12 protein-coding genes and 1 tRNA gene are annotated in these 14,434 nt (G+C 35.5%); 10 read left to right on the forward strand and 3 right to left on the reverse strand.

Annotated features, from left to right (window positions below):
• The first annotated feature begins 116 nt into the window (after positions 1–116).
• From F928_RS06885 to F928_RS22750, 6 genes are all read left to right on the forward strand, one after another.
• Positions 117–193, forward strand: a tRNA-Val gene (locus F928_RS06885).
• A 455-nt stretch (positions 194–648) separates the two neighbouring features.
• Positions 649–1,608 carry a hypothetical protein gene (locus F928_RS06890; protein WP_005073313.1) on the forward strand — a complete coding sequence of 320 codons (960 nt, stop codon included), beginning with the start codon at positions 649–651 and terminating at the stop codon, positions 1,606–1,608.
• A gap of 91 nt (positions 1,609–1,699) precedes the next feature.
• Positions 1,700–2,587: an AbiTii domain-containing protein gene (locus F928_RS06895; RefSeq protein ID WP_005073317.1), complete on the forward strand. Its 888-nt coding sequence runs from the start codon at positions 1,700–1,702 to the stop codon at positions 2,585–2,587.
• Positions 2,588–2,616: 29 nt separating this feature from the next.
• On the forward strand, positions 2,617–3,363 hold the full coding sequence (locus F928_RS06900) for a hypothetical protein (protein ID WP_005073319.1): 747 nt from the start codon (positions 2,617–2,619) through the stop codon (positions 3,361–3,363).
• Positions 3,364–4,121: 758 nt separating this feature from the next.
• Positions 4,122–4,676 carry a TetR/AcrR family transcriptional regulator gene (locus F928_RS06905; RefSeq protein WP_005073320.1) on the forward strand — a complete coding sequence of 185 codons (555 nt, stop codon included), beginning with the start codon at positions 4,122–4,124 and terminating at the stop codon, positions 4,674–4,676.
• A 105-nt stretch (positions 4,677–4,781) separates the two neighbouring features.
• Positions 4,782–5,027 (forward strand): hypothetical protein, encoded by a 246-nt coding sequence (locus tag F928_RS22750; protein ID WP_005073323.1) that lies wholly within the window; start codon positions 4,782–4,784, stop codon positions 5,025–5,027.
• A 34-nt stretch (positions 5,028–5,061) separates the two neighbouring features.
• Here F928_RS22750 and F928_RS06910 read toward each other — a convergent pair whose 3' ends face one another.
• Both F928_RS06910 and bauF read right to left on the reverse strand, forming a co-directional pair.
• Positions 5,062–5,748 (reverse strand): pirin family protein, encoded by a 687-nt coding sequence (locus F928_RS06910; RefSeq protein WP_005068005.1) that lies wholly within the window; start codon positions 5,746–5,748, stop codon positions 5,062–5,064.
• 190 nt (positions 5,749–5,938) lie between these two features.
• Complete coding sequence (bauF, locus tag F928_RS06915) at positions 5,939–6,799, reverse strand: siderophore-interacting protein (RefSeq protein ID WP_016806241.1); 861 nt, start codon at positions 6,797–6,799, stop codon at positions 5,939–5,941.
• Positions 6,800–7,192: 393 nt separating this feature from the next.
• On the opposite strand from bauF, the gene basA reads away from it, so the two are divergent.
• Positions 7,193–9,040 carry an AMP-binding protein gene (gene basA, locus F928_RS06920; protein WP_005073329.1) on the forward strand — a complete coding sequence of 616 codons (1,848 nt, stop codon included), beginning with the start codon at positions 7,193–7,195 and terminating at the stop codon, positions 9,038–9,040.
• Between the two features lie 71 nt (positions 9,041–9,111).
• Here the strand turns inward: basA and basB are convergent, their stop codons facing one another.
• A complete protein-coding gene (basB, locus tag F928_RS06925) occupies positions 9,112–11,142 on the reverse strand; it encodes an acinetobactin non-ribosomal peptide synthetase subunit BasB (RefSeq protein ID WP_080632638.1) in 2,031 nt (676 codons plus the stop codon).
• Between the two features lie 631 nt (positions 11,143–11,773).
• Between basB and bauD the strand changes: the two genes are divergently transcribed.
• The 3 genes from bauD to bauE are packed head-to-tail and all read left to right on the forward strand — an operon-like array spanning position 11,774 to position 14,429.
• On the forward strand, positions 11,774–12,715 hold the full coding sequence (gene bauD / locus F928_RS06930) for a ferric acinetobactin ABC transporter permease subunit BauD (protein ID WP_005073339.1): 942 nt from the start codon (positions 11,774–11,776) through the stop codon (positions 12,713–12,715).
• Complete coding sequence (bauC, locus tag F928_RS06935) at positions 12,715–13,662, forward strand: ferric acinetobactin ABC transporter permease subunit BauC (RefSeq protein WP_005073343.1); 948 nt, start codon at positions 12,715–12,717, stop codon at positions 13,660–13,662. Before bauD ends, bauC begins: the two co-directional genes overlap by 1 nt.
• On the forward strand, positions 13,659–14,429 hold the full coding sequence (bauE, locus tag F928_RS06940) for a ferric acinetobactin ABC transporter ATP-binding protein BauE (protein ID WP_005073346.1): 771 nt from the start codon (positions 13,659–13,661) through the stop codon (positions 14,427–14,429). The genes bauC and bauE overlap by 4 nt, the downstream gene beginning before the upstream one ends.
• Positions 14,430–14,434: the final 5 nt, after the last annotated feature.

Below are 14,434 nucleotides of genomic sequence, written 5' to 3' on the forward strand. Positions count from 1 at the left end.
GTTTTTCTTTTTTGGAAAATGAAAAAGAGTTTGCTTAAAGTCTGCTCATTTGTATTTTTTTCGATGGCAAATCACTTGTTTTGCTTTTGAAAAATGAATATGATGCTTTCCATTCTAGGTGTATAGCTCAGTTGGTTAGAGCGCTACGTTGACATCGTAGAGGTCTCCAGTTCGAGTCTGGATATACCTACCAAGATTTAAAGTCATATAAACTCGAATAGTTTTATATGACTGAAAAAGCCCTAAACTATAATGGTTTAGGGCTTTTTTTATGATTTCATTTTTATGATAAAGACTATACTACTTTTTAAAAAAGCAGTTTAATGAAGTCGATACAACTTTTGAATTTTATGAAAATTATGGTAAGACATATAAGATATATTTTATATAATTAAATCGTATTTATTAACTCATCCTATTGTATTATAAGTATTTTATTGATGGATGTTACATTTTTTTATTAGTTATTTGCTAGAGGTTAAATACTATAAATTTAGTTAGATTAAATATTGAAAATAAATATTGAAGAATATTTAAATAATATAGCTTTTACAGCGACGTAAGTCGTCGTTTAATTTAGGGGGCTACCTCTATATAAAACTAAATTTACATTATGATTATTTTATATAAATTCATGGGGAAGAAGAAATGATTAGTCAGGTTAAATGTATTGGTTTTGGTGAAGAAGAAGCTAATCGAGTTGCACAAAATTTAGTAAATATTATTTATAAATTTAACTTTTTGGATTTAGATGGGTTAGATCATCTAATTATTGGAAGAAGCTTAAAAGATTATCATAATGGTTTAAAAGAGTTTAATAGCGATTTAACAGCAACAACCGAAAATGGGACTGGTATAGCTATGTCTTTACCAATTTTTGATAAGGGAAAACTTATAGGCTATACAGTTGCTTTTTGTGCTGAAGCAGTTTTAATACCTTTGTTGGATGGTTTTGAAACTTTATCTAAGGAAAATAAAGATTATGAAGATATAATTGATTTAATGATACAAACTATTGCACATGAGCTTTGTCATGTACATGTAGGCAAATATTATTTTAAAATTTTCTCAGATGTATTAGGTAAACGATCTTTTAGAAATAAATTAGATTCTATTAGAGGTAATACATTATTAAGATGTTTAGATGAGTTTAAAGTTTGTTCTTTGTGCTGTGGATATGGTCAAGATCCTGAACCAGGTTATGCAACATTATTAGAGGACTCCTTAACTGCCATTGATGGGAATATTTCGAAGGTAAAAAATAATATAATTTATGGGGACTGGGGAGGCCTATGTGATGGTATATTTAAATATCTTTCACAAATTTTTGTTTTCTCAAGTTACTGTATAGGAACTTCATTAGGGAAAAATATCAAAATAACAGATTCATTGGGATTTAAAGTTGTCCGAGAAACTTGGTTTGAACCTTATTTTTTAGAGCTAAATAAAATTTTATTAGAGTTTAATAATGATTTGGAAGCAAATTTAGATGTTTATAGTATTGATAAGTACCAGAAAATAGGAGATTTATTGCAAGAAGTTGGTATCTATTTTAGGATAAAAGTTCAAGAAGCTGGAGAGAATACCTATGTTGAGCTACTTTCTTAAAGTTAGAAATGGTAGGACTGATTGATTCTAAAAAGGGTTTTAAAACTAGACTATTTATATAGACAGATTATTGCATAAGTAGGTAATTAAATTGAGTGAGACATCTATAGTTTTACAATTGCAAGAGCTAGCAGTAGATCCTAATAGTAATATTGAAGAGCTATTAAATAAAGCACTTTTAGTAGCAAGAAAACTTAAAATTAAAAAATTTAGAAAATGGTGCGAGAATGAACTTGAAGGATATGATAAAGAGAATATTCCAGATTATAGAGTAATTAAAGGGCAACTTAAGGTATTTAATCCGTACCATGGGCTCCAACCTTTTATAATTCCTGATACATTAGATAGATTAGTAACTACTATTAAGATCAAACAATCAGTTGGTGAAATTAATAATTTACTAAGTCAGGAAGGTAATAGTTTTGAAAATGTTATTAGTAATGAAGCTAAGTCCAAATTAATGTCTATGCAAAAGGGATTTACTCAATTAGAACCAAGAGTCATTTTTGAAAGAAGTCAGCTTTTAACTATACCTTCAAAATTAAGAAATATTATATTAAATTGGTCATTACAGCTCGAAGAGGACGGAATTTTGGGGGAAGGTATGAAGTTTTCAGAAAAGGAAAAAAAGGCCGCTATGTCAGTTAATAATTTTAATATTCAAAATATGCAAGGAGTTGTTGGTACTATCTCAGGTGGAACGGTAAATCAGAATAATCAAATGAATATCACAGAATATGATTTTGACTCTTTAGCAAAATATCTAATGGAAAATAAAGTTGGATATACTGATATACAAAAATTAGAGGCTGCTATTCAAGCAGATCCTAAACCCAAAAATTCTAAAAAATTAGGCGTAAATGTAAGTGAGTGGATCGCAAATATGATGGGAAAAGCTGCAAATGGTAGCTGGGAAATTGGTATTGCTACGGCAGGTACATTATTAGCTGAATCTATTTCAAAGTTTTATGGAATTTAGCTATATTTGATTTGGATAGGAAATAAAATTTGAAGCAGGCACTAGATTTTTTTAAAGAATATTTAAGTCTTTTTTTAATATTTCCCACAGTAATTGGTGGGCTATATCAAATAGTAAATATTATCTATTATGTCGGTTTTCCTTATGTAAGATTTTTTTCAGTAGCACAAGTTATTCCTGATGGAATCTTAGTAGGAATTTTTCTTATCTATTTTGTATTTGTGATTTCTATATTTACTGAAATGATTAAATTTTTTAATTGGAATGTGGATAATATTGGTGGTGTAAGAACTAAAGTATTTTATATAATTATTTTGTCTTTTGCGTTGATTTTACTTACTTTTAAGTTTTTGGAATCTAATCCAGAATCAATAATTACTTATATTTTTTATGATTTTCTGTTTTTAAATTTAATGGTTTTGGTTGTTTATATAATTACTTTATTGGTGATAAATATTAGTATTGATAATAGTTATAAAATTTTAGATTTTATATATTGGATTTTTTTAATTTCATATATAATTTCTATATCATTTTTGTTGGAAAATAAAATTAAAGATTTGAATGATAAAATTATTAAGGATGAAAAATTTTATAACTCTCATATTCTTTTAGAAAAACTTGTTAAGAAAAGTGGAACATCAAATATTTCACTACTTTATGCTAATAGAGATTATTTATTTTTTAGTATTAATAAAAATGGTATTACGCAAATTCTTGTAGAAGATGCTAAAAAATTGACATCTTTAGATGATGAAAAAAAAGATGAAGATTAAGCGATAAACTCTAATAGCTTTATATGACTTTAAAAGCCCTAATCTATAATGGTTTAGGGCTTTTTTATTGGTTTGAGATACAGCAATATATTGAATCCTATAAATTTACTAATTCATTCCTAATTCACAAAACCTACATACCCCTAAAAACCCACCTTTATAAACCCCTCTTAAACAATCACATATTCATTATTTATCCTTACTTTTTAATGATCTAATTTAAAACAAATGTCATTTTGTGTGCTTGACTGCAATAGGGCAGAGCACTATCCTTTGCCTGCTGGCCACATTGCCAGCCGGCTTTGACAGGCTGAATATTATCTCCCGCATCAGAGTTATTTCTTCTGAGGAATAGTCTTGTGTGGTAGCTACTCGTCCCTTTCCCGTAGCGGTAGGACGGGAGAGGGACACCTTCGGGTGTGCTAGTTTGAGATAATACTAGTCTGTCAACCTTCTTCCGTTCTGCCACCATAATTCTATAAATGTCTGGCAGAACTCCCAATAAAAAGGAGTTGGCTTTGCACATTCTTAATTTCTTGGCAGCGACTGCCAAAAGCTATAACGACACAACTTAAAAATTTAAAGCAGCTTGATGCCCTTTAGGGTTTTCAGGCTTTAAGTCATTACGGCTCAAAAAAACTTGCATTAACAATAAAACTTGAGATGTGCCAAGCACAGTCTTACGGCTTTGCTATGCCTTTTTTTCTCCCAAAAAAGTATCTCGTTTAGAAACAACAAGAATTTATAACGGTAAAAATATGCCAAATTTAGTTCTCTCAACACGTGCGATCCAAATCATTAATACATCGATTCATTTGTTTCATCATCACGGATTTCACACAGTGGGCATCGACCGAATCGTGAAAGAGTCTCACACTCCAAAAGCAACTTTTTATAACTACTTTCATTCTAAAGAGCGATTTATTGAAATCTGTTTGATCGTGCAAAAAGAACGCTTAAAAGAAAAAGTAGTCTCAATTGTTGAGTACGATCAAAGTACAAACGTGAAGGATAAACTTAAGAAACTTTATTTCTTACATAGCGATGTAGAAGGGCCATACTATTTATTATTTAAAGCAATTTTTGAAACGAAACTGACCTATCCAAAAGCCTATATCACCGCAGTGAGATATAGAACGTGGCTCATCAATGAAATTTATAGCCAGCTGAGAACACTTAAAAACGATGCGACTTTTCAGGATGCCAAATTATTTTTATATATGATTGAAGGTACAATCATTCAACTTTTAAGCTCGGATGTGGCAATTGAGCGGGAAAAGGTGTTGGATTGTTTTTTGGCGGGGTTGGTTTAATGCAACTTTTATTTATCAAAAAAACAACTTGTTTATTAAACATGACTCATATAATAAATGGGAACACAACAAGCATCTCTATAGCTTGATCTAGGAGGTCGTTATTTGAAGTTATTTACTATTATATTCACAGTAATTTTTTCTAGTATTGGACTCATTTGTTTAATCGCACTACTCAGAAATTTAAAAAATTATTCACCATCTGGTGAGCAGGATCATTCATCTGCTTTAACACATCATTTTCATGATAATAGTCCGAGTCATCATCATAGCTCTAGTTACTCAAATGACTGTTCCTCATCATCTTCAGATTCAGGAGGATGTGATGGCGGTGGTGGCGGGGGAGATTAAAAAAAGCCCTTTTATGCAAAGGGCTTTTGATCATTTAAGGTAAATCGAACCAGATAAATTGACTGTCTTCAGTTGCGTGAATTGTCGCTTTATCTTCAAAAACTAAAGCATCGCCTGCTTTAACTTCTTGATCGCCAATGCGAACTACACCTGAAATCACGTGCACATAGTTCACTTTTTTAACCGTATCAACAGTTAACTCATGTCCTTTTTCCAACACGGCAGATTTTACTTCTGCATTTTGGCGAATATGCATTGGTGCATTTGCATCAGGTCCTGCAATTAAATGCCATTTGTTTGGATCCTTACGCGGGTCAAGATTAATTTGCTGGTAATTTGGCTCTGCATCTCTTTCATCAGGAATAATCCAGATTTGTAGTAAATGTACAGGCGTGTCAGTGTTGTTGATTTCACTGTGGGCAACACCTGTGCCGGCACTCATGAGTTGCCATTCACCTGCTTTAATCTGGCCTTCATTTCCCATCGTGTCGCGATGTGAAATTGCACCATCTAACACACAGGTTAAGATTTCCATGTTGTCATGGGAGTGCGTACCAAAACCATTATGCGCATCAATCTGGTCGTCATTAATTACGCGTAGAGCGCTTACACCCATATATTTAGGGTCGTACCAACTACCAAATGAAAAGCTATGATAAGACTCTAACCAGCCTGCTTTTACATGACCTCGATCTTCACTACGATGTAGATAAGCATTCATGATCTAATCTCCCAAATTTTTTATTTATCTCTTGAGAAATATCTTAATGTTCTATAGAGGCTAGAAAAATAGGTTAACTGCAACATGTCGTTGCATAATTGATATGGTCGTATAGCTTTATATTTATAGATGTATGTTGACGCATAAAAAAACCTGCACAAGGCAGGCTTTATTCAAATGATTGCTTATCTTAGTTCGCTAAATCAAGGTCATCATATTCATTCAATGTCTTACCTTGCTGAATATGTTTCTGATAATGTTGAGCACGTAATATGTCTAGTTCTGAACTTGATACGCCATCTCTCCAATAGCCAGCAATACGCACGTCATTTTTATTAAACTGTTTGTCTTCTAAAAAAAACTGGCGTAAAGCTCTGGCTTCTTTGCGTTCACAAGCCGCCCAAATCGTAATATTGTCATAAGTTTTTAGTGCAAATGCTGCTTTTAAAAGAAGACCTTTTTGTGGTGTGTGATGTTCTTTATGGAACGAATGAATTTTGACATGGTCATGATGGGGTAATTGGCTAGCAATATCTTTTTCAAAACTCTCAATGAAAATATCCGCACTTACGCCATTTTCCCATTCATTCAGTATCGAATATAACGCGGGTATGGCTGTATCGTCGGCAAACATGACCACATGTTTTTTATGTATGAAGTTGGGAATGAAATGAGGGCGGGGGCCAATAAGCCCGATTTTTGTACCCACTTGAGCCGAATTAAGCCATTCCATTGCTGGACTTAAATCTTCATGTTTAACAAAATCAATTTCGATTTGAGTGTTTACAGGGTTGAACGAACGGACCGTATAGACGCGTGAGATGGGTTGTCCCTCTGGCGGATTGCTCACAATTAAACGAATTGCCAAATTGGGAGCTTGCCAAAGCTCTGGTTGTAATGTGTTGATTTTTCCTTGAATTCTTACAATGGACGGATACGGCGTATGGATCGAGACGATGGTCATCTCAAGCTGTTCCATATCTTGTAGATGGTCTTTTTCTTTTAGTAAGTCGCCATATTCTTGTTTCGATTTTTCTGCAATTTTTGTCATACATATAACCCAAGCTTCATGATTACTATAGAGCGTAATAATTGATATAGATGTAGTCTCTCTATTCATTACGATAACCAAGTTGGCTCTAAATGTAAATAATAATCATTATTAATTGTGGTTTTTAGATCATAAATATAGACCTCTAAGCGATTAGACCTAAGGTTAAAAATTATCTTATTGTTTTGATATTTATTATTTTTTATAAAGTGCTTTTAAAGGGGGGAAATTGATATTTCTCACAATATTAATTGTAAATGATTATCATTTGTATTATTGTGCTGAGATATCTATTATTCGAACAAACAGCGATAAAGACGACATTTTTATAACTTTGTTTTGAATATTAGGTGGGGTGGTATTGCATAAAGAATAGGGTGAGGACCAAGATAAATGCTAAAAAATTTGAGTCAAAATTTAGGGCAAATGAATGATAAAAATAACAACCTAGAAAATTTCTTAAAGCGAATTTATGAAAATATTTTTGATCAAAATTCCCATCGAACAGCACTTATTTTTGAAGACCGTAGCATTAGTTATGCTGAGGTAGGGACTCAGGTCGCCAAAGTTATGTATGCGCTAAAAATGCAAGATTTGGCGACAGGGTCTGTGGTTGCAATTTGCTTGAGAAAAAGTCCTGAGCATATTTATACCGCTTTGGCATGTGCGCTCACAGGCATCATTTGGCTACCTGTAGATATGGATTCTCCGCCATCGAGACTGAACTATTTATTGACGAATAGTCGGGCAGATGTTGTGGTGAGTGACTCATCTATTGCTGGTGTTCAAAACTTAAATATTAATCAAATTTTATCGGCTACAACTGAGTACAAACCGAGCTTTAATGCCGAAATTAACCGACTTCCTGCATATTATTTATATACTTCGGGAAGTACAGGGACTCCGAAATGTGTGGTCTTAAATAACCAAGCGACAGAAAACACGCTACAACAGACGATCTCGGAATGGGAAATTACTGCTGACGATGTAATTATGGCGGTAACACCGTTTCATCATGATATGTCGGTATTTGATGTATTTGCTGCAATGACAGTGGGCGCAACTTTGGTGGTGCCATCTTTTGAGCAAAGTAAAGATGCTGTTGTCTGGGCCAATTTAGTAGATCGCTACAAGGTTACGCTTTGGAGCAGTGTGCCTGCTATTGTCGATATGCTGTTCAGTGTAGCTCAAAAAGAACAACTACAGTCTTTGCGTTTAATTGCCCAAGGCGGCGACTACATTAAACCTTCACTCATTTCGAAGTTAAGAGAACAATTGCCTAACGCTCGTTTATTTTCATTAGGTGGACCTACCGAAACCACAATTTGGAGTATATGGCATGAAATAAATGAGCAAGATCAGGAAATTATTCCGTATGGAAAAGCTTTAGAAAATAACAATTATTTTATTTTGGATGAAAATCTGAAGCCTTGCCAAATGGGCGAGGTCGGTACGATGTATATGACTGGTTTGAATTTATCTAATGGTTATTTACTTGATGGGGAAATTTATTATAAAGATTTCGTGGATATTCAAGTGAGCGGAAATGAAACTCAAACTGCTTTTCGCATGAGTGATCAAGGATATTTTAGGGAAGATGGAAATATTATTTTTGCTGGACGTGAGGAAGGTTATTTAAAGATAAAAGGCGTGAGAATCTCTGCGGCCGAGGTTGAAAATACTTTAACGAAGAACCCGTATATTCATAATTGTGTGGTGGTAAGTTGTATACATCCAACGACTGAAACTCAAGAGCTAGTCGCCGTTTATACTCTAGAAAATAAATACAAAACTACTCGCTTAAATAGCCCCGAATTAAAGAACTTTTTAAAAGTGCATTTGCCGAGTTCACATATTCCTTCGAAATATTTGGTCGTCGAAACCATACCTTTGACCCGGAATGGAAAAATTGATCGTAAAGCTGTGCAAGAAATCGCTCAGGGGAAAATTTATGTATCTTCTACGTTGGCTACAAATTCCACTAAAACACTGTCATCAGTCGCTGAGGTGGGAGATTCGGTCTTATCGGTTTTCCGTGAATGCATAGCTGACAGCCAAGCTGAAAGAATGGATATTTTTTATAGAAGTGAAATATTAGCGATAGGAATTCGTCCGAAACAACTCATGAGTATTGCTCAGAAACTTTCTCAGAAGCTCAATACAGAAATTGATTTTTATACACTCATTAGCTGCAAAACAATTCAGGATGTGGTGAATAAAGTAGAGCAACAAATAAAATAGAAAAAATTGAAATGTGCTTAAAAGCGGAGTTGAGTTGTTTGCTTTTAAGCACATGGTGGGTTTTAGGGCAACTAGATTTGAGCTAAGGTTGCCTTAATTTTTTCACAGATACTTTCCACTGTTGCTGTCGGGAAGCGGTGGGCTTGATACGTAATGATCATGCTTAACTGATGTTGTCCATCAATCACATTTTCCATAATTTCAAAATGCAATCCGAACATCGATTCATCACGTTCGGGCAAGATCTGGCGATAAGGAAGGTCTTGTCCCTGAGGTGTTTTGAGCGCGCCGTTTAAAGCGTTATTTGAATGGATATGAATAAACACATCAAATAACAGTCCTTCATCTGCGCTCATTCCTAATGCATTTTGAATATGGTTGATGGGAATATCTGCATAGGCCATCGAGGTATTAATCATTGTGCTGATATTGTGGAGCAACGATTGGAATGAATCTGATGGGCTAAATTGTGTGCGATGCGCAACCATGGTCGTAAAGTAACCCACCGTATCAAAAAATTCAGGATCAGTTCGTCCAGAAGCAGAAGTACCAATCACAATATCTTTTAAATCGCCTTGTTGCTGTAACGCATTGGCGATAGCAGTATAGAGAACTGCGAAAATAGAAGAGCCGTGTTGTCTCGAAAATGCGAGGAGCTTGTCATGCATTTCCGGTGCAAATTTAAGTTCGAGCCATTGGACTGGAGGTTTTTCCTTTTCAGCATTTAATTCATTTTGCGAAATAGGGAGATGTAAACCTTTGGTTGCCCCTGTTAGCAGGTTAGTCCAATAATTTAGATGGTCTTGGTTGATCCCTTGCTTTTGCTTGAGTAAAGAAAAATCAAGAATAGATTGGGCAGGTGCCTTCCAGTTTGGTGCTTGAGCATTTGAGCGAGCAAGATAAGCATGCGCAAGGTCAGCCATAATCGTATTTAAAGACCATTCATCAATCACCATGTGATGAACTAAAAACGATAGAGTTTGGCGACCTTTGGCATTTCGAATTAAACGAATTCTTAAGGGAAGTTCGCGAGTTAAATCAAATTTATATGAAGCTTCACTTGCAAGCGTTGCATCGTGACTTTCGGCACTGTTCCAAAACCATTTGAATTGTTGAAGTTCAGACGTAGGAACCACCTGTTGATAGGTTTGACCATTGGCTCTATTAAAAATTGTGCGTAAACCTGCATGGCGCTCAACAATATCTGTAAACGCTTGCAAGAAAATATCTTCATTAATTTCTGCAAGGAATTCTACGGCAAATGGCAAGTTATAAATTGGGCTAAAATCGAACGCAGAATAAGCTTGCCACAGGAAATCTTGAGCTAAAGTAAGCGGGGCTTTATCGACACTTTCTAAGGTGGATTTTTCAGTTTTTGCAGATTTAACGAAAGCGTATTGGGCTAAGTCAGCAGCAGATGGGGATTTAAAGAAATCATTAAATTGAATCTCAATTCCATGTTTATTGAGTAGGTTTCCAATAATTCGTGTTGCTAAGAGTGAATGGCCGCCAAAATCAAAAAAGTCATCATGTTGGCTCATTTCTGGTTCAGCGAGAGTATTTCGGAACTCTTCTAAAATAATTTCTGAAACATAGGTTTGGTTAGGTTGTTGTGGCGCTTTTGCGAAACTTGTATCTAGATGATGTGAGATATCAATTTCAGTCAGTACCAATGGCATATTATTGGTTGAATATTGTTGATAGCGATTTTGTATAGCCTGAATGAAATCTGACTTTTGATAGCTTTCATCAAGAATCGGGTGGAGCGCTAAAATAAGAAAATAGTCTTGTTCAGTTTCTACGAGACTTGTAAAAAAAGGGGGATGAAATTCTGCATTCCATGATTGCGCTTTTAAGGTAGCTATCTGCTCAAATACCTGTTCTGTATTGCTCTTTTTTAATTCTAGGCAAGCTGAATGGTCATCAAATGGATATTTGTATAAATCGCCTTCGTCACTAAATGTATAGCGGACATTTAAGTCAGGCGTAGTTTTAATAATGTCTTGAATTGCTTTAATCAGCAGTTGAATGTCTAAACCTTGATTAACTTTCCACAGATTAAAACGTCGATTAACTTGTTCAGGCTGCTGTAATTGCAACATCCAGATATGTTCTTCGTAATCAGTAACCGAAAGGAGAGAGGGCGATTTGGAAAATTGTTCCAACATAAATGAATCCTGGTTTATCAAATGGCTATTTTCATCAATTTTTATTTCGCAAATTTTTTACATTAGATTAAATTTCATATAATTCATAATGTTATAGATTTGCTTGTTTGCAAAAATTGACCTTTTTCTAATGAGTTGATGTCCACATGAACTGTACTGATGTAACAGTAGGGTTACATTTTACCTTTAAACATACTATAATTGATTCTCATTTACATCAAGATTATTATTTGCAAGAAGATGGTGCCAATTGAGAATGACGAATTTTTAAAATAGAAAATAAATAATAAGTGATTGATTAATATTTATTTAATTCGAAATTGGTTCAGCAAAAATAATTTAAAGATGAAAAAACGATCCTAAGAATAGGGCTGTGATTTTGCCTATTCAAAAAGGAACTTATTTTGTTGTCTCGATAAAATTGAGGAATTTTCATGAGAATATTCAATCATGAAAGGTTAATAAGCCCATCAAATGTTGAACAAATTTTCCCTCGCTTTGGTTTGATGGGACTAAATTTACAATTTGCATCGGTTTTATTACGCTCAAGTGGGGCACGCCACTGATGCGATTTGGCTTATTCTGTATTTTTATCCTTTTATGTATTTGCTCATTATTGCTCGGGGCTGAGCAAATACAGTGGTCTACCTTATTTTCTTTTTCTCATGAGAGTTGGCTCACTCTTACAGCCAGCCGTATCCCTCGTTTAATTACCATTGTGCTCACCGGTATCGGGCTGGCGGTATGTGGTGTCATCTTGCAGCATATTGTGCGTAACAAGTTTGTTGAACCGGAAACGTCGGGCGGTTTAGATGCTGCCAAACTAGGAATTTTAGTGTCGTTAACTTTAGTTCCGGTAACCAGCACGCTGAGTAAGATGATATTTGCGATCATTTTTTGTTTTATTGCCAGCTTAATTTATATCGCAATTATCCGCCGGATCCGTTTTAGAAATACAGTTTTAGTACCGGTTATTGGCTTGATGTACGGCAGTGTACTGAGTGCCTTAGCTGAGTTTTATGCCTATCGCTTTAATATTTTACAAAGTATGCAAGGGTGGCTTTTAGGAGATTTTTCAAAAATTGTCCAAGGCCACTATGAAGTTATTTACATTATTTTTCCGATTGTTGTCCTGACTTATCTTTTTGCACACCGCTTTACCGTAATTGGTATGGGTGAAGAGATGGCTTCTAGCTTAGGGCTCAGTTATGCAGCTATAGCCGCGATTGGTTTGATACTGGTTGCCATTACAGTTTCGACCACAGTAATTACGGTTGGTGCTATTCCTTTTGTCGGGCTCGTAGTCCCTAATTTAGTCGCACTGAAATACGGAGAAAACTTAGCTAAAACCTTGCCCATTGTGGCTTTAGGTGGGGCGTCTCTATTACTGATTTGCGACATTCTTGGCCGCTCAATTATTTACCCATTTGAAGTGCCGATCGGACTTACCGCAGGTGGTGTGGGGGGAATTATTTTCCTCATCCTCATTTTGAGGGAGTTCAGATAATGCGTATTACAAAGCTATGGATGATTTACCTGATTGTCGTCTGTCTAGCAATAAGTTTTTTATTTTTAAACTCAGGGTTAGATTTTGATTATGTCATTCCTAATCGACTTCTGCGTCTTGCCACGATTGTGATAGCCGGTATTTGTGTTGCTTTTTCCTCGATTGTTTTTCAAACACTGGTCGGTAATCGTATTTTGACCCCTTCCATTATGGGCTATGAAGCGATTTATCTCTTATGGCAAGTTTTGTTGTTGTTTTTTTGGGGAACGCATGGATTAAGCCAGTTAGGCGTAAACGGTAATTTCTTTATCTCTATCGTTTTAATGCTGCTTTATTCGTGGGTAATCCATAAGTGGTTATTGCCATATGGCAGAAATGATGTGTTTCTCCTGTTGCTTTTAGGTTTAGTCCTTACGATGGTCGTCGGGACGGTTACTCAATTTATTCAACTCAAAATTAATCCTGGTGAATTTTCTGTTTTCCAAGGCCTTAGCTATGCTTCGTTTAATCGCTCTCAACCAGAAACTTTATTGTATGCCAGCGTAGCCGTAGTCATTGTTCTATTCCTCGGCAGAAAAGCACTTCCTGTTTTGGATGTTCTGGTTTTAGGACGTGAGCAAGCCATTTCATTAGGCATTCATCATCACCGCTATGTCAGTTTCTATTTAGCCCTGATCGCTATTTTGGTTGCGGTATCTACCAGTCTCATTGGCCCGACAGTATTTATGGGCGTATTCATTGCCAACATTACTTATGCACTAGCAAGAAGTTATAAGCATAAATTAACGCTGCCCATGGGCTGTGCCATCACGATTGCCATATTTATTGCTGCTCAAATTTTAGTTGAGCACGTTTTTAATTACAAAACGACCGTCAGCATTTTGGTCAATCTGGTATGTGGCATTTATTTCCTTGCGCTGACGGTTCGTACCCGAGGTGTTGCATGATTCATGTCAAGAATATCAATAAGTCATATGGAAATAAGCCAATACTGACAGACGTAAATGTTGAATTTCCTACAGGTCAGGTGACGTCACTCATTGGTCCAAATGGAGCCGGAAAATCGACTTTGCTCATGATGATGGCAAGTTTAATTGAACCAGATAAAGGCGAGATTTTTCTTAATCATCAAAATATTGCGGATATTAAAACCGCTGTTTACGCCAAGCATGTCGCGACTTTACGTCAAGCACCTGGCTTTAATTTGCGCTTAACCGTAGAAGAGCTGGTGTCATTTGGACGCTTTCCCTATAGCCGTGGTGTTTTAACCGAGCAAGATCATCAGGTGGTTGATGAAGCTATTGAGTTTCTTTCTTTAGAGCCGCTGCGCAAATCTTACATCGATGAAATTAGTGGTGGTCAAAGGCAAATGGCCTTTTTGGCGATGACGATCGCACAGCAAACAGACGTACTTTTATTAGATGAACCCTTAAATAACCTTGATATGAAACATGCCGTTCAAATTATGCGTGCACTCAGACGCCTATGTGATGAACAAGGGCGCACTGTGATTTTAGTCATTCATGACATCAATTTTGCCACGAATTATTCGGACCATATTGTCGCGCTGAAGAACGGCAAGCTTCATTTCAGTGGGTTAACCGAACAAGTGATTACAGAGGCGCAATTAAATGATCTGTACGAGCTTGATTTTGAAATTACATACAGTGAGCGTGGCTGTATGTGTAATTACTTCAACTCATCTGGAGCTTGAATACA

It is taken from the genome of Acinetobacter pittii ATCC 19004 = CIP 70.29 (assembly GCF_000369045.1).
Classification (GTDB): Bacteria; Pseudomonadota; Gammaproteobacteria; order Pseudomonadales; family Moraxellaceae; genus Acinetobacter; species Acinetobacter pittii.

Excerpts from the sequence above, each read along its gene's own strand:
- F928_RS06890 (WP_005073313.1), top strand. The coding sequence starts at position 649 with ATGATTAGTCAGGTTAAATGTATTGGTTTTGGTGAAGAAGAAGCTAAT.
- F928_RS06905 (WP_005073320.1), top strand. The coding sequence starts at position 4,122 with ATGCCAAATTTAGTTCTCTCAACACGTGCGATCCAAATCATTAATACA.
- F928_RS06910 (WP_005068005.1), bottom strand. The coding sequence starts at position 5,748 with ATGAATGCTTATCTACATCGTAGTGAAGATCGAGGTCATGTAAAAGCA.
- bauF (WP_016806241.1), bottom strand. The coding sequence starts at position 6,799 with ATGACAAAAATTGCAGAAAAATCGAAACAAGAATATGGCGACTTACTA.
- basA (WP_005073329.1), top strand. The coding sequence starts at position 7,193 with ATGCTAAAAAATTTGAGTCAAAATTTAGGGCAAATGAATGATAAAAAT.
- basB (WP_080632638.1), bottom strand. The coding sequence starts at position 11,142 with ATGTTGCAATTACAGCAGCCTGAACAAGTTAATCGACGTTTTAATCTG.
- bauD (WP_005073339.1), top strand. The coding sequence starts at position 11,774 with ATGCGATTTGGCTTATTCTGTATTTTTATCCTTTTATGTATTTGCTCA.
- bauC (WP_005073343.1), top strand. The coding sequence starts at position 12,715 with ATGCGTATTACAAAGCTATGGATGATTTACCTGATTGTCGTCTGTCTA.
- bauE (WP_005073346.1), top strand. The coding sequence starts at position 13,659 with ATGATTCATGTCAAGAATATCAATAAGTCATATGGAAATAAGCCAATA.